The organism is Microbulbifer aggregans (assembly GCF_020524005.1).
Lineage (GTDB): Bacteria > Pseudomonadota > Gammaproteobacteria > Pseudomonadales > Cellvibrionaceae > Microbulbifer > Microbulbifer aggregans_A.
The window spans coordinates 371,185-394,004 of record NZ_JAIVKK010000001.1; the positions used below are offsets into that span (position 1 = coordinate 371,185).

18 protein-coding genes are annotated in these 22,820 nt (G+C 55.7%); 13 read left to right on the top strand and 5 right to left on the bottom strand.

The features are described 5' to 3' along the window. Nucleotides 1-232: 232 nt before the first annotated feature. Entirely contained in the window at nucleotides 233-625 is a 393-nt protein-coding gene (gene clpS / locus LC093_RS01705; RefSeq protein ID WP_226661350.1) for an ATP-dependent Clp protease adapter ClpS, read from the top strand. A gap of 129 nt (nucleotides 626-754) precedes the next feature. Then, nucleotides 755-3,040 carry an ATP-dependent Clp protease ATP-binding subunit ClpA gene (gene clpA / locus LC093_RS01710; RefSeq protein ID WP_226661353.1) on the top strand — a complete coding sequence of 762 codons (2,286 nt, stop codon included), beginning with the start codon at nucleotides 755-757 and terminating at the stop codon, nucleotides 3,038-3,040. Between the two features lie 84 nt (nucleotides 3,041-3,124). Here the strand turns inward: clpA and infA are convergent, their stop codons facing one another. The 4 genes from infA to trxB form a co-directional block, all read right to left on the bottom strand. After that, nucleotides 3,125-3,343 (bottom strand): translation initiation factor IF-1, encoded by a 219-nt coding sequence (gene infA / locus LC093_RS01715; protein ID WP_010130378.1) that lies wholly within the window; start codon nucleotides 3,341-3,343, stop codon nucleotides 3,125-3,127. 166 nt (nucleotides 3,344-3,509) lie between these two features. Beyond that, nucleotides 3,510-4,229 (bottom strand): arginyltransferase, encoded by a 720-nt coding sequence (locus LC093_RS01720; RefSeq protein WP_226661355.1) that lies wholly within the window; start codon nucleotides 4,227-4,229, stop codon nucleotides 3,510-3,512. 99 nt (nucleotides 4,230-4,328) lie between these two features. After that, nucleotides 4,329-5,036 carry a leucyl/phenylalanyl-tRNA--protein transferase gene (gene aat / locus LC093_RS01725; RefSeq protein ID WP_226661357.1) on the bottom strand — a complete coding sequence of 236 codons (708 nt, stop codon included), beginning with the start codon at nucleotides 5,034-5,036 and terminating at the stop codon, nucleotides 4,329-4,331. Between the two features lie 132 nt (nucleotides 5,037-5,168). Next, complete coding sequence (gene trxB, locus LC093_RS01730; protein WP_226661364.1) at nucleotides 5,169-6,107, bottom strand: thioredoxin-disulfide reductase; 939 nt, start codon at nucleotides 6,105-6,107, stop codon at nucleotides 5,169-5,171. Nucleotides 6,108-6,609: 502 nt separating this feature from the next. Here trxB and LC093_RS01735 point away from each other — a divergent pair. From LC093_RS01735 to LC093_RS01765, 7 genes are all read left to right on the top strand, one after another. Beyond that, nucleotides 6,610-8,934 (top strand): DNA translocase FtsK, encoded by a 2,325-nt coding sequence (locus tag LC093_RS01735; protein ID WP_226661366.1) that lies wholly within the window; start codon nucleotides 6,610-6,612, stop codon nucleotides 8,932-8,934. Between the two features lie 96 nt (nucleotides 8,935-9,030). Continuing rightward, the gene (gene lolA, locus LC093_RS01740) at nucleotides 9,031-9,648 is read left to right on the top strand and encodes an outer membrane lipoprotein chaperone LolA (protein WP_226661368.1); all 618 of its coding nucleotides are present in this window, start codon (nucleotides 9,031-9,033) and stop codon (nucleotides 9,646-9,648) included. Continuing rightward, nucleotides 9,641-10,990, top strand: coding sequence for a replication-associated recombination protein A (locus tag LC093_RS01745; protein WP_226661370.1), 1,350 nt, complete (start codon nucleotides 9,641-9,643; stop codon nucleotides 10,988-10,990). Before lolA ends, LC093_RS01745 begins: the two co-directional genes overlap by 8 nt. 37 nt (nucleotides 10,991-11,027) lie before the next feature. Then, nucleotides 11,028-11,402, top strand: a complete 375-nt coding sequence (gene crcB / locus LC093_RS01750) for a fluoride efflux transporter CrcB (protein WP_226661372.1) — start codon at nucleotides 11,028-11,030, stop codon at nucleotides 11,400-11,402. Nucleotides 11,403-11,420: 18 nt separating this feature from the next. Beyond that, nucleotides 11,421-12,698, top strand: coding sequence for a serine--tRNA ligase (gene serS / locus LC093_RS01755; RefSeq protein WP_226661374.1), 1,278 nt, complete (start codon nucleotides 11,421-11,423; stop codon nucleotides 12,696-12,698). 20 nt (nucleotides 12,699-12,718) lie between these two features. Next, a complete protein-coding gene (cysG, locus tag LC093_RS01760; RefSeq protein WP_226661375.1) occupies nucleotides 12,719-14,098 on the top strand; it encodes a siroheme synthase CysG in 1,380 nt (459 codons plus the stop codon). Between the two features lie 114 nt (nucleotides 14,099-14,212). Next, the gene (locus LC093_RS01765) at nucleotides 14,213-14,476 is read left to right on the top strand and encodes a hypothetical protein (RefSeq protein WP_226661376.1); all 264 of its coding nucleotides are present in this window, start codon (nucleotides 14,213-14,215) and stop codon (nucleotides 14,474-14,476) included. A 32-nt stretch (nucleotides 14,477-14,508) separates the two neighbouring features. Here LC093_RS01765 and LC093_RS01770 read toward each other — a convergent pair whose 3' ends face one another. Beyond that, nucleotides 14,509-16,752: a penicillin acylase family protein gene (locus LC093_RS01770; RefSeq protein WP_226661378.1), complete on the bottom strand. Its 2,244-nt coding sequence runs from the start codon at nucleotides 16,750-16,752 to the stop codon at nucleotides 14,509-14,511. A gap of 425 nt (nucleotides 16,753-17,177) precedes the next feature. Between LC093_RS01770 and LC093_RS01775 the strand changes: the two genes are divergently transcribed. The 4 genes from LC093_RS01775 to LC093_RS01790 all read left to right on the top strand — a co-directional run bounded on the left by LC093_RS01775 (nucleotide 17,178) and on the right by LC093_RS01790 (nucleotide 22,809). Continuing rightward, on the top strand, nucleotides 17,178-19,835 hold the full coding sequence (locus LC093_RS01775; protein ID WP_226661379.1) for a TonB-dependent receptor: 2,658 nt from the start codon (nucleotides 17,178-17,180) through the stop codon (nucleotides 19,833-19,835). Nucleotides 19,836-20,013: 178 nt separating this feature from the next. Continuing rightward, the gene (gene egtB, locus LC093_RS01780) at nucleotides 20,014-21,354 is read left to right on the top strand and encodes an ergothioneine biosynthesis protein EgtB (RefSeq protein WP_226661381.1); all 1,341 of its coding nucleotides are present in this window, start codon (nucleotides 20,014-20,016) and stop codon (nucleotides 21,352-21,354) included. Further along, a complete protein-coding gene (gene egtD, locus LC093_RS01785) occupies nucleotides 21,351-22,349 on the top strand; it encodes an L-histidine N(alpha)-methyltransferase (protein WP_226661382.1) in 999 nt (332 codons plus the stop codon). The genes egtB and egtD overlap by 4 nt, the downstream gene beginning before the upstream one ends. Beyond that, nucleotides 22,333-22,809, top strand: a complete 477-nt coding sequence (locus tag LC093_RS01790) for a DUF411 domain-containing protein (protein ID WP_226661384.1) — start codon at nucleotides 22,333-22,335, stop codon at nucleotides 22,807-22,809. Before egtD ends, LC093_RS01790 begins: the two co-directional genes overlap by 17 nt. Nucleotides 22,810-22,820 lie beyond the last annotated feature (11 nt).

Genomic DNA, 22,820 nt, shown 5'->3' on the forward strand with positions numbered 1-22,820 from the left:
TCTTCACTATGTACTGCTGGTGGCAAAAGCCACAAACCGCGCTGGCGCGGTTACTACCTCTTGTAGCCAAGACCCTCCTGCTTGTCAAGAAGATAAGACTACTCAGACTTTGCCTGGTTCAGAATGAGGTTACAATGCCCCCTCGAATTTATCCGCTTCCCGGGCTCTGGTGGCGTGTCACCATGGACCTGTGGAAACCTCCAATAAACCTGAATTCTGATTGATTGGCGCTATGGGAAAAATACAAACCATTAAACTACACTCTGACCAAGGTGAGGGAGGAGACGACGACTACCTGGATGGATTGGGCGATACAGCGGTAGCAGAGGCCAAGCCTCGCTTGAAGCGCCCCCCGATGTTTAAGGTCGTGATGCTGAACGATGACTACACCCCAATGGATTTTGTGGTCGAAGCACTGGAGTTGTTTTTTTATGTGGATAGGGAGCGCGCCACACAACTCATGTTACAGGTACACACTAAGGGAAAAGCGATCTGCGGTGTCTATACTCGAGATATAGCGGAAACAAAGGCCGCGCAGGTTAATCAGTTTGCACGAGACCACGAGCATCCATTGCTGTGTGAAATTGAAGCTGATGAGGGTGATGAAAGCGGAGAGGAGGAATAGGGCGAGTTCACCGCAGCTGACGAAATGCGGACACTTCCAGCCGGCGAGGTCGGCGAAAGACAAATCAGCAAGTACCGGAACGCGGCTTAGGCGCCCGGGTGAAATTGGCCAGTAAGGTTTGAGGTTTAGATGCTCAGCAAGGATTTAGAGGTAACGCTCAATCTAGCGTTCAAAGGTGCACGTGCGAAACGCCATGAATTCATGACGGTTGAACACCTGTTGCTGGCACTGCTGGACAATGAATCCGCCGCAGACGTTCTCCACGCGTGCGGAGCTGACTTGAGCGCCCTGCGCAGGGAGCTGCTCGAGTTCGTTGACTCAACAACGCCACTCATTCCAGAGAACGACACCGAGCGGGAGACCCAGCCAACGCTCGGCTTCCAGCGCGTACTGCAACGTGCGGTGTTCCATGTGCAATCGTCAGGCAAAAAAGAGGTGACCGGTGCAAACGTGCTGGTCGCAATTTTTTGCGAGCAGGAAAGTCAGGCGGTCTACTACCTCAAGCAACAAAGTGTTGCTCGCATTGATGTCGTTAATTACATCACCCATGGTATTTCCCGCGTAAGCTCTGGCGGGCACAACTCTCACAGCAACCCCGATCCATCCCCAGAGCAGGTGGATGAAGATCTGGGCAGCACTGCGGAACCTGGTGGTTCAGATCCGCTGGAAAGTTACGCCACCAATCTAAACCAGGAAGCAATTCTTGGTCGGATCGACCCTCTGGTAGGTCGGGCCCCGGAAGTTGAGCGAGTGACTCAGGTACTGGCGCGCCGGCGTAAAAACAACCCGCTGCTCGTTGGTGAGTCCGGCGTGGGCAAGACTGCGATTGCAGAAGGCCTGGCCCGCCGCATCGTGGATGGTGAGGTTCCCGAGCCGCTACAGGAGAGCACTATTTACTCGCTCGACCTGGGCTCTCTCCTTGCTGGCACCAAGTATCGAGGAGACTTCGAAAAGCGCTTCAAGGCGCTGCTGGCAGAACTGAAAAAGCGTGAGCATGCGGTGCTATTTATCGACGAGATTCACACCATTATTGGCGCCGGCGCAGCATCTGGCGGCGTAATGGATGCATCTAACCTGCTCAAACCATTACTTTCCAGTGGCCAGTTGCGCTGCATCGGCTCGACGACCTTCAACGAGTATCGCGGGATTTTCGAAAAAGATCGCGCGCTTTCACGCCGCTTCCAGAAAATTGACGTTCATGAACCCTCCGTGGAGGAGACCGTGCAGATTCTGCAGGGCCTGAAATCCTGCTTTGAGGATCACCACAAGGTCCGCTTTACTGATTCTGCTCTGGAAGCTGCTGCACAACTGGCGAATCGACATATTACGGAGCGCTTCCTGCCAGACAAGGCCATTGATGTCATTGATGAGGCTGGTGCATACCAGGCTCTGCTCCCGGCAGGCCAGCGTACCGAGACCATTACTGTCACAGAAATCGAAAATGTCGTTGCGAAAATGGCGCGGATACCGGCCAAGAGTGTTTCCGCATCCGACAAGGTTCAGCTGGCCAAGCTTGAAGACAACCTCAAGATGGTTGTGTTTGGGCAGGATCAGGCTATTGATGCGCTTGCCACGTCGATCAAGCTCTCCCGAGCCGGCCTGGGTGCAGAAGAGAAGCCTATTGGCTCATTCCTGTTTGCCGGGCCCACTGGTGTGGGTAAAACCGAGCTTTGCCGGCAGCTTGCCCAGGTCATGGGGATCGAGCTGATTCGATTCGATATGTCCGAGTATATGGAGCGCCACACGGTTTCCCGGCTCATTGGTGCGCCTCCCGGCTACGTCGGTTTCGACCAGGGCGGCCTGCTTACCGATTCGGTGACCAAGCATCCTCACAGTGTGGTGCTTCTGGACGAAATCGAGAAAGCGCACCCAGAAGTGTTCAACCTGCTGCTTCAGGTTATGGATCACGGCACGCTTACGGACAACAACGGCCGCAAAGCTGACTTCCGCAATGTAATCCTGATTATGACGACCAATGCCGGTGCAGAGCGTATGAGTCGCCGCTCGATTGGGTTTACCAGTCAGGACCACAGTTCTGACGGAATGGAGGAGATTAAAAAGATGTTTACTCCCGAGTTCCGCAACCGTCTGGATAGCATCATCCAGTTTGGAGCCCTGGATCTCTCCGTGGTCAAAACTGTGGTGGACAAGTTTATCGTCGAGCTACAGGCACAACTCGATGAGTCCAGAGTGACACTCGAAGTGGATGATGAGGCTCGGGAGTGGATTGCTGTCAACGGATATGACGAAAAGATGGGTGCGCGCCCCATGGCCCGCCTGATTCGCGAGAAGTTGCGCAAGCCACTGGCTGAAGCGGTATTGTTCGGTGATCTTTCGGAAGAGGGGGGGCGTGTGGAAGTCACCGTTGAGGAAGATCGGCTCAAGATTAGTACTGCGGTGCCAGCCCTGCATTAATACCGCAGAAATTTAGAAACGAAAAAAGCCACCAGAAGGTGGCTTTTTTATTACTGCGGATTCAAGAATCACGCAGCGAAGGAATCAGCGAGCGCGGTAGGTGATCCGACCTTTGCTCAGGTCGTAGGGAGTCAGCTCTACCTTGACCTTGTCGCCAGTCAGGATGCGAATATAGTTCTTGCGCATCTTGCCGGAAATGTGTGCGATCACCACATGTCCGTTTTCCAATTTCACGCGGAACGTGGTGTTCGGCAGGGTGTCGATCACCTCACCTTCCATTTCAATGTAATCGTCTTTTGCCATGCGGCAGCAACCTTTGATTAATTTCTACTAGCTTTGCAGTCGCCTCTGGAGCAGACGCCAGGTGCAACGGGCGTGCATTTTGCACGAAAAGCGCTTCCAGGCCAAGCGCTATTGGGATCTCAGCAATGATTGCGGAAGCGGCTTGCGGAAAGCGGGTTAAAACCGCTCAGTCACCCCGGCGCGACCAGCGGTGATTCTCCAGTGTTTCGAGCGGCTGAAAGTGGCTTTTGTAGGCCATTTTCTGGCACGACTCGATCCAGTATCCCAGATACACGCTCGCCAATCCCAGGCGGCGCGCCCAGTCAATTTGATACAGAATCGAATAGCTTCCCAGGCTGCGGCGCTCTGCATCGGGATCATAGAAAGTATAGATAGCGGAAATGCCCGCACTGAGTACATCGGTGACCGCTACCGCAATGAGGCGACCCCGATCACGAAATTCCAAATATTTCGTGGTGCCCCAGGGGTTATTCAGGAAGCTGCGAAACTGATCGCGGCTGGGTGGGTACATTTCGCCATCCGCATGCCTCTGCTCGAGGTAATGCGCGTAGAGTGCGTAGTGCTCTTCGGTATCAATATCAGTCTGATGCAGGATCTCCAGATCACTGTTTCTACGCCAGCAGCGCCTCTGATTGCGATTTGGCGTAAACAGCTCAACAGGCACCCTGGATGCTATACAGGCGTTACAGGTAGCGCATTGCGGTCGGTAGAGGTAATTGCCGCTACGCCGAAAGCCCAGTTCGGAAAGGCGGCTATATAGCGCCTGATCTACGGGAGCTTCCGGGTCAACGAATACGGTCGTGGCTTCCCGGTCTTCCAGGTAGCCGCAGGGGTGCGGCAGGGTTGCCAGGAGTCGTATCGAATCCAATTGGGAATACTTACTCAAACCATTTCCCCTGCCGGTGTTACCTGTCGCGATGGGTAGCCCTGAGCCATCAATATCTCAGGTTAATTTGTTTCTGTGCTCGTACCAAGTACCCCTGGCTTAACTCTCGGGGGAGGGGGCCATGCGTGGCCAGGGCGCCGGGAATCCGGGTCGGGCTACCTCATTTTGCAGTTTCGCCTCAAAGCGGCTCCGGGAAATCTCCTGCGCTCCCAGGCTGGCCAGATGGGGATTGCTCACCTGGCAGTCAATCAGCTGGCAATCCCACTGCCGCAGCTGTGCGATAAGATGCGCAAAAGCGACTTTGGAGGCGTCAGTAGCGCGGTGAAACATGGACTCACCGAAGAAAACGCGGCCGATGGCAATACCGTAGAGCCCACCAACGAGCTCGCCATCCTCCCATGCCTCGACGGAGTGCGCATGCCCGCGGGCATGCATCAGCTGGTAGGCGCAATGCATTTCATTCGTGATCCAGGTGCCAGAGTCATCAGGCCTGGGGCCGGCGCAGCCCTGCATCACTGCACTGAATGCCTGGTCGAACGTCACCTGATAGCGCTGGCGGCGGAGTGTCTTGCGCAGGCTGCGGGAAAATGTGACCTCACAAGGGAAAAAGACGCAACGGGGGGAGGGTGACCACCAGAGAATTGGCTGGTCATCTGAGAACCAGGGAAATATACCTCGGCGGTAAGCGGCCAAAAGCCAATCCGGGGTCAGCGCGCCACCAACGGCCAGCAGCCCATTGGGGTCATCCAGTGCCTGCTCGGTGGCCGGAAAATCAACGTTATCCGCATCAAGAAGGGGAAGTATCATGAATTTGGGGGCGCCTTGCTCCTGAGTCCGGATAACAATACCGAATAAGAAAAATGATGCCACCGACTTGCACAAAAAAGGCGATCCGAAGATCGCCTTTTGGGGTCGCATCACGCACACCGGTCGAGGCCATCAGGCATCCAGGTAGCGTTCTGCATCCAGTGCGGCCATACAGCCGGTACCGGCTGATGTAACGGCCTGGCGGTAGATGTGGTCAGAGACATCGCCAGCGGCAAATACGCCGGGAACAGAGGTCTGAGTGGCGTTGCCGTTCAGGCCGCTTTCAACCACGATGTAGCCACCGTTCATTTCCAGCTGCCCCTGGAAAATGTCAGTGTTCGGCTTGTGACCGATGGCGATGAACACGCCGGCAGTCTCCAGCTCTTTAGTGGAGTCATCCTGGGTATTTTTCAGGCGCACGCCGGTTACGCCGTTGTCGTCACCCAGCACTTCTTCCAGGGTGTGGTTCCAGCACAGGTTGATATTGCCGTTTTCTGCCTTGTCCAGCAGGCGGTCCTGCAGGATCTTTTCGCAGCGCAGCTCATCGCGGCGGTGAACCAGGGTTACTTCGCTGGCGATGTTAGACAGGTACAGAGCTTCCTCAACAGCGGTGTTGCCGCCACCGACAACCACAACTTTCTGGTCGCGGTAGAAGAAGCCGTCGCAGGTTGCACAGGCGCTGACACCGCGTCCCTGGAAGGCTTCCTCGGACGGCAGTCCCAGGTACTGTGCTGAGGCGCCGGTAGCAATGATCAGTGAGTCACAAGTGTAGGTTTCATTGCCTTTCAGGGTGAACGGGCGCTGCTTGAGATCTACCTCATGAATATGATCGAACAGGATCTGGGTTTCGAAACGCTCCGCATGCTGCTGCATCTGCACCATCAGATCGGGACCTTGCAGGTCGTGGGTGCCGCCCGGCCAGTTCTCGACCTCAGTGGTCGTGGTGAGCTGGCCACCTTGCTGCATGCCGGTAATAACAACCGGGTTGAGGTTGGCACGCGCTGCGTAAATGGCCGCGGTATAACCGGCAGGACCGGATCCGAGAATAATCAGTCGGTGATGGTTGCTCATGGAATGCTCGCAAACTTCAGGTTTTAGATAATAGTGTTTGGCAACTCTCATCGCCCAGGTTGGCGATCATGCCGAGAAGGCAGGCCGGGATCAAGGCCACACCAGGTCCCGGGGCAGAGAATCGGATTCGCCCGAAGCAAGGGCCGCCAAAAATTGCGGGAATGATAGGGGATCGCAGAAACGTGACCAAATAGTTTGGTCTTATTTGTCTCATTGGGCAGTTTTATCGCCGCTAGAAAACCCACTCTGGCGCCTGTTTCTTTGATTTTCGAAGGCGATATCTAACCCCCTCGACACTTCTAACCCCATATTGCAAACTACTTCAACAAGTCTATATAACTTATTGTTCTATAACGAATTTATTGATATTGAAGTGGTTTCTTAGATGGCTTTGGTGTGGCAATTGCCGGGCGGGTGTAGTACACAGTCGACATGAAACGCTGCGGCTCAGCCCAGCGCCGCCACAAGAAAAGAACTCCACGAATAAGACTGAGGTAAGCCATTGAAGGCTGAGACAGAAGCCAAAACGGCAAACGCGATCCCGGAAACATTCATTGCGCGTATTGCACGTGAGGGGTCGTTGATTGCGCTGCTAGCGGGCACCTTGCTGGCCGGCATCAGCTTGCTGAGCTACGACGCGGGTGATCCCGGTTGGTCCCATACGGGCAGTGGTGGCGACATACATAACGCGATAGGACCCACCGGAGCCTGGCTTGCCGACGTCAGTCTGTCGCTGCTGGGCTGGATGGCCTACCTGTTTCCGATCCTGATCGGCTGGCGCGCCTTGCGGATGTTGCGCGACCGCAATGCGCGTTTTCACGGTCCGCTGTTTGCGTTAAGGCTTGCCGGGCTGGTGGTATTGCTTTTAGCTGGCGCGGCCATCGCAACACTTTGCTTTGCTGAATCACAAGCTCCATTGCCGTTCTCGAACGGCGGCATCCTCGGCGCTGCAATCTCTGCGTTTATGGAGCAGGGGCTTGGTTATGTGGGAGCAACCATCCTGCTGCTCTCTCTATTTGCCATCGGTGTCACCATCTTTACCGGTATGTCCTGGCTCAAGCTTTTCGAAGATATTGGCCGCAGTGTGCTGTTTGTGTTTTCCGTGATTGCCTCGCGCCTGGCAAGAGCGCGACAGAACCGTGAAGAAAAGCGTGTGGCACTGGAAGCGAAAGTGGTACGCAAAGCGGCAATAGAAGAAGAGAAGCAGCGTACCGCGAAGCGGCAGCCACCAAGGATCGAGCCCACTGTCCCGCCAGTCAAAGAAAGTCCCAGGGTCGCGAAAGAAAAGCAGCGGGAACTGTTCAACGAACCGGTGACCGGCGAGCTACCTGCGCTTTCGCTATTGGACCCTGCAGACACTAATAAGAAGGCCGGGTTTTCACGTGAGTCCCTGGAGGCCCTTTCGCGGCTGCTTGAACTCAAGCTAAAAGACTTCGGGGTCGTTGCCGAGGTGGTCTCAGTTTTGCCGGGTCCGGTGGTTACCCGTTTCGAAATTCAGCCTGCGCCCGGGGTGAAAGTCAGCCGTATCACCAATCTGGCCAAAGACCTCGCACGTTCACTGGCGGTAATCAGTGTCCGGGTTGTGGAAGTCATTCCCGGGAAATCGGTGGTAGGCATCGAGATCCCGAACGAAAACCGCCAGATGGTACGGTTGTCGGAGGTTATCGGCGCTGAAATATATGAAAAGGCTGGTTCCGCGTTGACGCTGGCACTCGGTCACGATATTGCCGGACAGCCCGTTGTCGCTGATCTTGCCAAAATGCCACACCTGTTGGTGGCCGGTACCACCGGTTCCGGTAAGTCGGTAGGCATCAATGTGATGCTGTTGAGCCTGCTTTACAAATCCACACCCGAGCAGGTACGGCTAATCCTCGTCGACCCGAAGATGCTCGAGCTTTCGGTCTACGAGGGTATCCCGCATTTGCTCACACCGGTAATCACCGACATGAATGACGCGGCCAATGGCTTGCGCTGGTGCGTCGGTGAAATGGAGCGCCGCTATAAACTCATGGCCGCTATGGGAGTGCGCAATCTCGCGGGCTTCAACCGCAAGGTGAAGGAAGCCATCGCCGCAGGAACACCCCTGATCGACCCGACGTGGCAGCCAGACCCGATGTCGAGTGTGCCGGAAGCAGAGCAAACGGCGCCACACTTGAAGCATCTACCTGCTATCGTTGTTGTGATTGATGAATTTGCCGACATGATGATGATCGTCGGTAAAAAAGTTGAACAGCTAATTGCCCGAATTGCCCAGAAGGCACGGGCAGCCGGTATCCACCTGCTACTGGCCACGCAGCGCCCGTCGGTAGACGTGATCACTGGCTTGATCAAAGCCAACGTACCGACACGAATGGCCTTCCAGGTGTCCTCGAAAGTCGACTCCCGCACCATTCTCGACCAGGGCGGAGCCGAGCAGCTGCTGGGCCATGGTGACATGCTCTACCTGCCACCAGGCACTGCAGTGCCGATCCGGGTACACGGTGCTTTCGTGGATGATCATGAGGTTCACCAGGTTGTTGCTGACTGGTGTCGCCGCGGTGAGCCAGAGTACATTGATGGCATCGTAGACGACTCGAACAACAGTATCCCGGTGCCGGGTATGGCTACTGAGGGTGGGGAAGACGATCCGGAAGCGGATGCGCTTTACGATGAGGCTGTTGCTTTTGTGACCAAGTCCAGGAAGGCATCCATTTCATCCGTGCAGCGCCAGTTGCGTATCGGCTACAATCGCGCCGCGCGCATGATTGAAACCATGGAAGCAGCCGGCGTGGTTTCGCCCCAGCAGGCTAACGGTAATCGCGAGGTGCTGGCACCGCCACCGGCATAGAGCTTCGGTATTTCGTTTGGGGTTCAGGCAGGGTTCACTTGCCGCCAACTAGTCTTTAAGGACAGCCCCAACCGACAAGCAAATAGGAAGGCAGCCATGAAACAAACTCTTAGTCTTTTCCTGATCGCACTGGGATTCACCCTGGGCACCTCCGGCGCCCGTGCTGATGCCACCGATGAGCTCAGCCGGTTACTGCAGCCACTGGGTGCCATTTCCGGGAGCTTCCGCCAAACGCTGAAGGACGAAAAGGGCAAGGTACTGCAGAAAAGCAGCGGCAACTTTTCTGTGCAGCGTCCCGGCAAGTTGCGCTGGCAGACCGGCGAACCCTTTCCGCAGCTTCTGGTGACCAACAACAAGAATCTGTGGTTGTACGATCCGGACCTGGAGCAGGTGACCATCCGCCCGGTGGATAACCGCATGAAAGAAACACCTGCGCTACTGCTCGGCGGCAAGGTTGAAGACATTCGCGGCTCGTTTGCAGTAGCCAACAAGAAGGGCGCTTACTACCTTACACCCAAGCGCAAGTCTGCACCGTTCAAATCCATGGTGATTCGCTTCGATAAAGGTGGCTTGCCCTCCGCAATGACCGTACGTGATGGCATGGGGCAGACCACCGAGATCAACTTCAATGGCTTGCAGGCTAACCCGAAGCTGTCGTCTTCCATCTTCAACTTCAAAGTACCCAAGGGGACCGACGTAATCCGCGATGAATGACCTGTTCCAGTCGCAACCCCGACACCAACCATTGGCCGCCCGCATGCGGCCCGAAACTCTGGCCCACTATGTGGGCCAGACGCATTTATTGGGGCAAGGTAAACCGCTGCGCGAAGCCATAGAGCGCGGGCAGCTCCACTCCATGGTACTGTGGGGGCCTCCTGGGGTTGGCAAAACCACCTTTGCGCGCCTGCTGGCACAGGAGTGTGATGCGCGCTTCGCCACACTGTCTGCTGTACTTGCGGGGGTAAAGCAGATTCGCCAGGCGGTTGCCGAGGCCGAGCAGCATAGTGCGCAATTCGGGCGCGGCACCATCCTGTTCGTGGACGAGGTTCACCGGTTTAACAAGTCCCAGCAGGACGCTTTTCTGCCATATGTGGAAGAGGGTACGGTTACCTTTGTCGGCGCCACCACGGAAAATCCGGCGTTCGAACTTAACAATGCGCTGTTGTCGCGCTGCCGGGTCTACCTCCTGCGGAGCCTCAGCCAGGAAGAGCTGAACGGGCTGCTGACCCGCGCGCTGGCTGAGGATGCGGAGCTGTCTGCCCGCAACATCCGCATACCCCAGGACATATTGGATAAAATCACCCTGAGTGCCGACGGCGATGCCCGCAGTGCACTCAATTTGCTGGAAATTGCCTGCGACCTTTCCCGCGAAGAAAGTGGAGAGCAGGTAATTGATGACTCCGTACTGACTGAGGTGCTGAGTGCGGATGTCCGCCGGTTTGATAAAGGCGGGGATTACTTTTACGACCAGATCTCTGCGCTGCACAAATCTGTACGCGGCTCTGACCCGGACGCAGCGCTCTACTGGTTTGCGCGCATGATCGATGGCGGTTGCGACCCGCTATATATCGCACGCCGGGCAGTGCGAATGGCCAGCGAGGATATCGGCAACGCAGATCCGCGCGCCATGGAAATCGCGCTCAACGCCTGGGATGTTCAGGAGCGTCTCGGCAGCCCGGAAGGGGAACTGGCAATCGCACAGGCCATTGTATATCTCGCCATCGCCGCCAAGAGTAACGCTGTATACAGTGCCTACAAGCGCGCGCTGGCGGATGTGCGCCGGGAGCCCAGTTACGAGGTGCCCATTCATTTGCGCAATGCACCCACCAAGCTTGCGAAGTCAATGGCGCACGGGGCTGAGTATCGCTACGCACACGACGAACCTGAGGGGTTTGCAGCGGGAGAGAACTATTTCCCGGAGGCGATCGCGGACCGGCGCTACTACCATCCGGTAAATCGCGGACTGGAAGGCAAAATTTTAGAGAAGCTGCAGCGCCTGGAAAGCCTGAATCGGAAGAGCCCGTTGCAACGGTACCCAAGCCCGGAAAAACCGTAATATTCCAAGACAACAACAAAAACGTCAGATCCAGTCTATGCAATGGCTTGCAATCGCACTTGGCGGCGCTGTAGGCGCCATACTTCGCCACCTGATAGGCGTATGGAGTTACCCGGTCTTCGAAGGCCGGGTACCACTCGGCACGTTTATCGTAAATGTGGTCGGTTCTTTTTTGATCGGCATCACCTATGTTTTGATCGTCGAACGCGGACTCCTGGGGCCGGAGTGGCGGCTGATGATCATGACTGGCCTGTTCGGCGCTCTGACAACCTTCTCGACCTTCTCGCTGGAAACCGTGCTGTTGTGGCACAATGGCCAGCCTTTAACGGCTCTGGCCTATATTCTGGTCAGTTTGCTGGTGTGTTTGGCGGCCACAGGGGCGGCCATTGCACTGGCTATGAAATATCTATAACGCGGTAATCAATACATCATGCTCGACCCTAAACTGATTCGTACTCAACTGGACCAGGTTGCGGCGGCGCTCGCCAAGCGCGGCATGCAGCTGGACACGGCAAAACTGGAACAGCTCGAAGAGCAGCGCAAGGAACTGCAAGTGCGTACCGAGTCGCTGCAGAACGAGCGCAAAAGCAAGTCTAAAAACATCGGTCGTGCCAAGGCTGCCGGTGAAGACATTGCGCCACTACTGAAAGAAGTCGAATCGCTGGGCGGTCAGTTGGCCGAAGCGAAGCATGCGCTTTCCGAATTGCAGCAGGAGCTGGATGATATTCTGCTCGCGATCCCGAATATCCCCGATGAGTCGGTGCCGGAAGGTGCGACGGAAGACGATAACGTGCAGGTACGCCAGTGGGGTGAGCCTCGCAGTTTTGATTTCGAAGTGCGGGATCACGTAGACCTGGGCGCGAGCCTCGGCGGCCTTGATTTTGAGGTAGCCACCAAACTTACTGGATCACGCTTTGCGGTGATGACTGGTTCCGTCGCCAAGCTGCACCGCGCGCTGGCACAGTTCATGCTTGACCTGCACATTGAGGCACATGACTATCGCGAAGCCAATGTCCCGGTCATCGTTAACGCTGACTCCTTGTACGGCACTTCGCAGCTGCCCAAATTTGCTGAAGATTTGTTCAAGCTGGAAGACGAGCGCGATTTCTACCTCATCCCGACCGCAGAGGTGCCGCTGACCAACCTGTACCGCGATGAAATTGTCGAAGACGCCAATTCACTGCCGCACAAGTTTGTCAGCCACACCAGCTGCTTCCGTTCAGAAGCGGGCTCCCACGGTCGGGATACGCGCGGTATGATTCGCCAGCACCAGTTCGAGAAGGTAGAACTGGTATGGTTTGCCCGCCCGGATCAGTCCATTGACGCCCTGGAACAATTGACCGGCCATGCAGAAGCGGTTCTGCAGAAGCTGAACCTCCCGTACCGCACGGTTGTGCTTTGCGGGGGAGATATGGGCTTTGGTGCCCGTAAGACTTACGATCTGGAAGTCTGGATCCCGTCCCAGGACAAGTACCGCGAGATCTCTTCCTGCTCCCTGATGGGGGATTTCCAGGCTCGCCGCATGAAAGCCCGCTGGCGCAACCCGGAGACAGGCAAGCCGGAATTGCTGCACACCCTGAATGGTTCTGGGCTGGCAGTGGGCCGCACACTGATTGCGGTTCTGGAGAACTACCAACAGGCTGATGGTAGTATCGAAGTACCGGAAGTACTGCGCCCTTATATGGGGGGCGCCACCAAGATCGGCTAAGCAGTAATTGGAATACAACTTTGCGTTACCTGCCTCTCGCTTTTGATTTAAGAAATCGTCCCTGCCTAGTTGTCGGTGGGGGCTCCATTGCCACGCGCAAAGCGCGGCTATTGAAAAAGGCGGAGGCGCGCCTGCTGGTAGTGGCTCCGGATATCACCGATGAGCTGCGCCAGCTGGTGCTGGCAAGCGGCGGTGAATATATCGTCGGTCGCTATCACGCGGATCTGCTCAAAAACGTCGACATGGTCGTCGCTGCTACAGCCGACGGCGGCGTGAATGCGCAGGTGTCGGCAGATGCACAGGCTTTGCGCCTACCGGTGAATGTGGTGGATTCCCCGGATCTTTGCACTTTCACATTCCCTTCTATTGTCGAGCGAGGCCCGTTGACGGTCGGCATAAGCAGTGGCGGCAGCGCCCCGGTGCTGGCTCGTATGCTGCGCGCCCAGATCGAGACTTTGCTTTCACCCGGACTGGGGCTTGTTGCCGAGCTCGCCGGGCGTATGCGGGCCAGAGTAAAGGCCGCACTGCCTGAAGCACGCCGCAAGGATTTTTGGCACTGGGTTTTCAGTGGCCCGATTGTCGGCCAGGTCGAACGCGGCCACAGTGCGGATGCTGAACAGACGCTATTGCGCGAGCTCCAGCGCTGGCAAGACACCCCGGCGCCTGGCGGCGAGGTGTATCTGGTCGGCGGCGGCCCCGGGGATCCCGACCTACTGACGTTTCGTGCGTTGCGTCTCATGCAGCAGGCGGACGTCGTTTTATATGATCGACTGGTATCAACCGAAGTACTTGAGCTGGTACGCCGCGACGCAGAGCGTATTTACGTCGGCAAGAAAAAGCAGTTCCATTCCGTCCCCCAGGATGACATCAATCAACTGCTCGTTGATCTGGCAAAAGAGGGCAAAAAGGTATTGCGCCTGAAAGGCGGTGACCCGTTTGTCTTTGGTCGTGGCGGCGAGGAAATCGATAGGCTGGCGGAGGCAAAGATCCCATTTCAGGTGGTACCGGGTATCACCGCGGCGATCGGCTGTTCCGCTTATTCCGGGATACCACTGACACACCGGGATTATGCCCAATCCGTTCGCTTCATTACCGGGCACCTGAAACAGGGGGATCTGGTATTGCCGTGGCAAGAGCTGGTCACACCGAATCAGACCGTGGTGTTTTATATGGGACTGACAGGCCTGTCTACCATCGCCGAGCAATTGATCGCCCATGGCATGGCTCCAGACATGCCCGCCGCACTGGTGGAGAAAGGCACTACCGTGGACCAGCGCGTCGTGGTGGGGACTATCGCTTCGCTGCCCGCCCTCGCTGAGGAACACAAAGTGGAGGCGCCCGCGCTTACGATCGTCGGCGGCGTCGTCAATCTTCGCGAAAAACTGGGCTGGTTCCAGTAGCCGGCAAGTCTGGCCGATCTACTATCCATTCTTTTGCCGCTCGGGCAACATCTCAACCATCACTCGCTGCGCTCGTAACTATACTGAGGAAGTTGTTCGCGAGTGGTGGCCAGTATGTTTTGGATGTTGATTCGATTTTATTGCACCATCCTGGTGCGAACTTTCCTTCCACAGGAAAGTGAAATTGTCTTGGCGAAAGAAGATGATGATCACCTGCGGCGCTATTCACGCCGCTACAAGATCAAGCGGGGCTGGGTTAAAAACCTCTGGATCGGCACGTCACTGCTGATGCTGTGTTTTCCGCTACTGCCATTTATTTTGGCGATAGGGCTGTTCACATCGTTCCTTTCATTCGCCATTCTTGACGAAACGGCCTGAGCAGCATTGCGCCGCTCAGGTGCGCCTTATTTTCAATTCAATCGCAAGTTGTAAGTGGTTTCTTTTTCCTTGAAGGGGGAGGGATTACCCTCAACCCAGTCCCGGTGCCCGTTTCCGAAAAAAGGCGATAGGGGATGGGCGCTCTGGCCTGTTGCCATGTGGAAAATACCCGATTCTTCACGACCTGGTGCCACAACCAAGCGTTCTGATGCGCCATTGGTAGAGGACTGCACTCGCGGCATATGGGAATCGCCAGACAATGGGTCCGCCGGCATTGCCGTAAACCAGTTCACCAACGATACAGCCTTGCCCAGTGGGTGCTGAATACGCGCCGCGTTTTGTACACCCCAGGTCTGCTCATTGAGAGGGAGGTCGGTTTCCGCCATTTCCTCAAGCACTGCATCCAGCGCAGCTATTTTCAAGGCGCGCCAGGTCTGAAACTCTGGATTGAGCAAGTGTTCCGGCTCCTTTTCCAGCATTGCCCAGGCTGGATATTCCACCTGGCGATTCACCCGGCCAAATGAAAAGTCTTCTTCGTGTCGACGCATGTAAGTCAGCACAGGTGCGGTCGCAAGCTCGATAAACTTGAGCCGGAAATTGCGTACGATCCGGTAACCAACCGACTCCGCACTGGCTCGCCCGCCCCAACTCTCAATTTGCGCAGCGACCTCTTCATACCCTTCGATATCATCAGTCAGTGCCTGCAACTGCTCCTGCCAGCGCTGCAGGAATACCGCGCGATCATCCAGCTGTATATCCAGGAGATCCTGCTCGTCAAATTGCTCACGGGCGAAAAGATCATCACGGATTTGTTGCTGGCGGGCGCCCAGCGCATACCCGCCGTCCCCCATGACTTTCAGATATTCACCATCCATTGTCCGGGAATTCGCAGTCCAAATACGATGGGACGGTGGGTTGTAGACTCGCGGCTGTTCAGCCAGCGAAAGATATCCATCCCAGTAGGCGGTACCATCAGCCCAACTGACGGAGCGGCTTCCGTCCAGTCCAACGCGACGCGGAATAGGGCCCGCCACTGTCCAGCCGATATTGCCTGCGCTATCTCCAACGACAAAATTCTGGTGGGGTATACCCAATTGCGGTGCCAGATCGAGGGCTTCGCGAGTACTGGAAACCTGCTCCATCAGCAGCAGGTTCATATTTGCACCGCGCACATCGTGTGCAACCCAGCGATAGGCCAGGGGAGTGCCATGATGGTTTTTGGCGACAACTGGCCCCCAGATAGTCTTGCGAACCTCGAGTGTTACCGGCTCACCACCTTTGACCTCAATCAGCTCTTCCTCAACAGCGAAATCTGTCCAGCCGTCGGGAGTGCGGTATTGCCCCCCATTAGCGGAAAGCTCTAACGGGATCAGGTCCCCCCAGTCCGCGGTGGTGTTGGTGAAGCCCCAGGCCACCTGGCCGTTGCTGCCCGCTACAATAATGGGACCACCGGGGAGGGAAGCGCCGCGCATCTCACGCTCACTGCCCGGAACTTCCCAGCCGGCGCGGTACCAGATGTTGGGGACCGTGATGGAAAGGTGCATATCGTCTGCCACGATCGCGCCGCCATGGGAAGTCAACGCACCGCCAACCGCCCAGTTGTTACTACCGACGATCATGTCTTCGCTTTGCATCGGCAGATAGGCCATTGGCTGGCCCGACACCTCGAGTGCAGCGATATTGGTGTCCGGCAGGGCCAGTGGTCCACGCGCGTTACCGATAAGTGGTGCATCCCAGATTCCCCCTTTCGGCACAAAGAAATCGTAGAGATCTTTCGGCAGCAATTCAGCCAGCGCATTGTCACGCCGCTCAAACTTTCCGGTTTCGCTTTGCAGAGTCAGGTACATACTGAAAATTGACAAGAGGCTGTCCGCCGGCACCCATTTACGCGGCGTCTGCGAAAGAAGCGCGTATTCCCATGGGTATGCTCCCAGCGTCTCGAGCCCGAAGTTCACGCCGTCCGCATAGCGTTCCAACAGCGCGCGCTGCTCCTCGGGCATGGCGGTAATATTGCGTTCTGCGCGCTTGCGGAATTGGTGGAGGCGGATGCCTTGATCGTGTTCCAACGCGGCAGTGCCCACCAACTCGGAGAGCTCTCCCGAGGAATTCCGCCGCAACAGATCCATCTGAAAAAAGCGCTCCTGCGCGTGCAGGAACCCCAACGCATAGGCGATGCTGCCTCGATCGTCCGACCTGATAAAGGCCACGCCCTGGTGGTCACGCTGAATCTCAACGGGAATCTCCAGTTCACCAGTTTCAATCTCTCCCTCAAGCAAAGGCAGGCTCTGGCGCAGCCAAAACCAGGCAGTCAGAAAAACTAGTATAAAAAGGACAAGTAGGGCACTTGAGACTCGCAGAAGGCGAGAGGAGTTTTGTGGCTTATCAGTCATCGCTCAAATTCCGGGGCTGTTATTAGGGTTGTTATTTTGGGACCTGTCGTCATTCGCAGTGTACCAATGCAATCTTCAGTTTTTAGCTTACCAAGGAACAATATTTGGTCATATAGGCACAGTTAGGGTAGAAATAAATGCCACTATGGCGCCATAATGCACATTGCACTGAAAGAAAACTGACTAGTCACAACAAAAAAGTCACCAAGAGCTTTTCTTGGCAGTTTTGTGCCCGTAATATGGCCGGACATAACAATGAAAAAAGCAGTTTTCATCACGCTTGTTCAATAAAAACTAAACGCGAGGCCGCGATGATGCACAACGCCGATAAGTCCGGTAAAAACCGGCTCTTTACCCTGTCCACACTTTCCGGAGCCATTGCCGTAGCAACTGCATTTGGCAGTACTGCGTATGCAGCGGAAATCGAAGAAGTAGTTGTAACGGCACAGAAACGCGCCGAAAACCTTCAGGATGTTCCTATCGCAATCTCTGCCTTTACCGGCGACTCCATGAAAGCGATGGGCGTAAAAAACCTGACAGACCTGGGTAAATTCACCCCGGGTGTGGAAATGAACAACGATACCCCACTGCAGCCCACCTATAGCGTGCGCGGTATCGAGACTGGCGATTTCACCGTGGGCTCAGACCCCGCAGTAGCTGTCTACGTGGATGGCGTATATACCGGCCGTGGCGCTGGCGCTGAAATTCCACTGGCAGATATCGAACGAGTTGAAGTACTGAAAGGCCCACAGGGCACACTGTTCGGCCGTAACGCCACCGGTGGTGCAATTCACATCATCAGCCAAAAGCCGCAGGCTGAAGATTCTGCCGAACTGAACCTGACCGCAGGAAATTACGGTCGTACGTCTTCCGACCTGCTGATCAACAGCCAGCTGAGCGACAACGTGTATGGCCGCTTTACTGCGTCTACCAACCGTCGCGATTCATTTGCCGACAACATTAATGGCGGTGCCACTACTGGCAACATTGATACCCAGACCTACCGCGCGTCCTTACTGTGGGAACCATCCCCCGATACCGAAGTGCTCTGGCGTGCAGATTACGGCATCATGGATCAGGGCAGCGCACTGCGCTCCTCCATCGTCCCGACCCTGCAGGCGCAGGATGGTGGCACCAGTGTCTTTGGTGACTACGCCCTGGATACCCCAACCATCGAAGACCGTGATTCCTGGGGTACTTCCCTCAGCATCGTTCACGATTTTGAGAACGTAACCTTTACCTCGATTACTGCGTACCGTGGCTTTGATGCCCACCTGCAGCAGGATGAGGACGGCACTGCGAACCCGGACTACATGTTCGGCTCCGCAAACTTCGACGACCAGACCCAGTTCTCTCAGGAGTTCCGTCTGAACGGCGCAAGTGACACTCTGAAGTGGACTTTGGGCGCGTCCTACTCTCGTGAAGAACTTGAGCACGTCACCGATGCTTACTTTACTGCCGGCTCGCTCGAGTCCTTCGCAATTTACGAAGGGTTGAAAGCAAACCCTGAGCTGTTCGGTATCCCGCAGGCGGCTTTCGATCAGATGACGACCACTCAGCAGGAAGATGCTGCAGCACAAATTCGCGCGGCTATGGCTGCTGGCGCGATCCCGGGTATGCCCGAAGGTACTGCCGTTACCTCGGTTGTCTATGACCTCCTGATGGCTTCGGAAGATTTTCATCAGCAAATTGACGCGCAATTGGCGCCACTCAACCAGATGCTGGCGGCCTACGGTATGGAACTCGGCGCCAACAACCTCAGCAAAGCGGACATGATGGCCTCTTTGATGACCGGTATTTATCCGTGGGTTACTGCCGATACCCCCTGGAATGAGAGTGTTACCAATACCGGTGATTACCGCTCTGCGGCGATTTACGGTGACGTAACCTGGACCCTGACCGACAAAATGGATCTCACCGTTGGTGCGCGCTACACCGCCGACGAGAAAGATTTCACCATCGACAGCGCCTATCAAAATGCGCTGCCTGTTGCCCTGACTGGCAATATTGGGCTGGTCGATGACGAAGGCAATCCACTGCAAATTCCGCTGCCTGACGGCACTTTCCTCACCGCGATCCCGATGCCCGGTGTAGTGATGCAGCAGCCGTTCGGTATGGCATTTAACAACAATAATGAACCGGTACTGAATGCCAAGCTGAACGATTCCTGGAGCGACCTGTCTGGCCGAATCGTGCTGGACTACCGCTGGAACGATGATGTGATGACCTTCATCTCCCTGGCGGACGGGTTCAAAGCCGGTGGTTTCAACAGCTTTGCAGTTGCTGACGGTATCGACCCGTCCTTCGACCAGGAGAGCGTGACCAACCTGGAAATCGGCCTGAAGAGCAGCCTGTTTGACAATGCGGTTCGCTTCAACGCTTCTGTATTTGCCTACGACTACGACAATCTGCAGCAGCTGGATCTGGTTGGTAAGCCCATCCCGAACTACTACTTGCGGAACGCCGACGCCGAGGGGCGTGGTGCTGAAATGGAGATCCAGTGGGCTGCTACTGACAACCTGTTTGTCGCCGGTAATTACTCATACCTGGATACCGAGTACACCCGCTACCAGATCATCGAATCCATCGGTGAAACGGAAGAGGAAAACTCCCGCGTGGGTCAGCCTCGTGTAGGCACACCCAAGAATAAGTTCAACATCCTTGCTGAGTACACCATTCCCCTGAATGCAGGCGGTGATGTTGTTCTGCGCGGCGACTACAACTGGACTGGCGAACGTGTGGGTTCCATCAGCGATCCTGCTCGTGTGATTCCGGATTACCAGCTGTTTAACCTGCGCGCAGGTTGGAACAGCGCATCCGATCGTTACTCCGCAGCGCTGTGGGTACAGAACGCGACCGACGAAGAAGTTGCCGGCGGTTATGGCGGTACCGGTGCAGCGATCGGCGCAAGCCCCGCGTGGCGTTTCATGCCTCGCATGTACGGTGCGGATTTCACCGTTCGTTTCTGATCGCAATCCCGATTGCAGATCGCAAAAAGGGTCGGCTCTGCCGGCCCTTTTTTGTGCCCAGTGTTTGGTGGAGAGAATTCCTGGCGCATTATGTCGCGCCACCTTCTCTGCATTCATGGGAATCCACCACAATGTATGTATGATCAAAAACTAGTAAAGCCGTTGACTGGATCCGGGAATGAATCTGATTACGCAGGCGGGATCAGAGGTAGCAGGGGAGTCCGGGACTTCTCATCCTAATCAGGAGCTGTCGATAGAGTCATGTGTCGAGCTGCTCAACCACTACCAGCAGGTTCGCGCAGAGAGCGGTGCACTGGCTGATCCACTCAGTGCAGAAGACATGCAACTGCAATCCATGCCGGATGTCAGCCCCAGTAAATGGCATCTTGGACATACAAGCTGGTTTTTTGAAACCTTTGTATTGCGCAAACACCTCACCGGTTACCGGGTTTTCGACCCTGACTACCACCACCTGTTCAATTCCTACTACAACTCTCTCGGGCAACCCTTTGCACGGCCGCAGCGGGGCCTACTTTCCCGGCCGGATATCGAACAGGTTTTCGCTTATCGGCGGTACGTCGATCAAGCTATTGAGCGGCTGTTGACCGAAGAGGAGCCCCCCCCGGATGTATGGAATCTGATCACCCTGGGACTCAATCACGAGCAGCAACACCAGGAATTGATGCTTACGGATATCAAGCATGCGTTCTCCATCAATCCACTGCTACCTGCGTACCAGGAAGACCTCGAGCCTGACGAGGCGCCGACTGGACAGGCTCACCCTCTAGGTTGGCTGGCGGTCCCCGAAGACATCTACACACTCGGCAGCGACGGCGATACCTTTCACTTTGACAACGAGGGACCGCCGCACCAGCAATTCATCCCGGCATTCAGCATTGCGTCACGGCTGGTGACGAACGCGGAATACCTCGAATTCATGGAAGAGGGCGGTTACCTCGAGCCGCGCCTGTGGCTGTCCGATGGCTGGACGTGGGTAAACCAGAACCACCGCAAAGCGCCACTGTACTGGCAGCAGCGGGAAGGGCACTGGTACCAGTTCAGCCTGGCTGGTCTCGTCCCGTTGAATTTGGACGCGCCGGTGTGTCATTTGAGTTATTACGAAGCTGACGCCTTTGCGACCTGGGCAGGAAAACGCCTCCCGACGGAGTTTGAGTGGGAGGTTGCCGCCTGGCTGCACCGGCAACCGGACACGCTCTCGAGTGCCAACCTTATGGAAAAGCGCAAGTTCGACGCTTGTATCGAGTCCAGTGGCCGCCCGCAATTTCTCGGCAACCTTTGGGAATGGACAAGCAGTGCCTACCAGCCGTATCCGGGATTCCGCGCCAGCACGGATGCGGTAGGCGAGTACAACGGCAAATTCATGTGCAACCAAATGGTATTGCGCGGCGGTTCCTGCGCCACGCCAGCGAGTCATATCCGCATCAGTTACCGGAATTTTTTCTATCCTCATCAGGCATGGCAATTTACCGGCATCCGACTGGCAGGAGACCCAGTTTGAATATTGCACTGAAAACACACCAAAATTCCCCGGAAAACACCGTAACTCGCGCGCTAGAGGACCAATGCGATGAAGTTCACGAGTTTTCGAAAGATGTCCTTACCGGACTTTCAGCACCTCAGAAGACTTTGCCCTGCAAGTATCTGTACGATGAGACCGGATCAAAAATCTTCGAGCAAATCTGTGAACTGGACGATTACTACCTGACGCGTACCGAGGCAGACATTTTCGCCACGAACTTACCGGACATTGCAAAAACCCTGGGCGCCAATGTGACCCTGGTTGAACCGGGTGCGGGCAATTGCGAAAAGGCGCAGCCTTTGCTGTGTGCCATGACATCCCCGGCCGCGTATTTCCCGATCGATATCTCGCCGGAGATATTACTTGCAGCGCAAATCCGACTGCAGGCTTCGTTGCCTGAGCTCCCGGTACACTCGATCGTCGGTGACTTCACAGATCCCACCAGCTGGGATGGAAGCGCGGTAGATGGCCGGCAGGTCGTTTTCTTCCCAGGTTCGACAGTTGGCAACTTCACAGAGAAGGACGCCGAGAGACTCCTGAAAGGTTTCGCCAGCTGGCTGAAGCCAGGGGACGGACTGTTACTCGGTGCCGATCTGGTCAAAGACTCTGTGGTGCTTGAGCGCGCCTATCACGACAACGAGCATGTTACAGAAGCGTTTAACAAGAACCTGCTCCAGCGTATTAATCGCGAACTCAATGGAAACTTTGAACTGGAAAGCTTTGCCCATCGGGCTTTCTACCACCCGCTGCGCCAGCGCGTAGAAATGCATTTGGTCAGCCTGAAAGCCCAGCAGGTTCGGGTTGCTGGTATCGAATTTCAATTTGCCGAAGGGGAAACCATCCACACCGAGAACAGCCATAAATATACTGATGAAAGCCTCACCGCCTTACTGAACCGCGCTGGATTTGTGTCATGCCGGCATTGGACAGACAACAACAACCACTTCGCCATTTATTATGCTGAAATTTCTTAATCGCACCGCCGGGCTTCTCGCCTTTACCTGTTGGCTCATGCCGTTGACCAGCCTTGCTGAAACTGAGGCCGAGATCATCGTATATAAGTCACCGTTCTGCCTTTGCTGCAAAGAATGGATCAAACACCTCGAGGAAAATGCGTTTGTGGTCGCCAGTGAAAATGACCTGGATACGGCGACTATCAAACAGCAAAAAGGGGTACCGCACAGTATGCAGGGGTGCCATACCGGTGTCTGGAGTGGTAAATACGTATTTGAAGGGCATGTGCCCGCCCGATTAATCCGGAAATTCCTGGCCCACCCACCGAAAAATGCCATCGGTCTGGCAGTACCGGGGATGCCCAAAGGCAGTCCGGGCATGTATCGGGGCAAAGATTTTAAACCCTATAACGTCTTCGTCATTATGCCCGGTGGCGACTACAGCCTGTACGAAACGGTAACCGCGCCGGAACCTTCGTGACATTGGCAAAT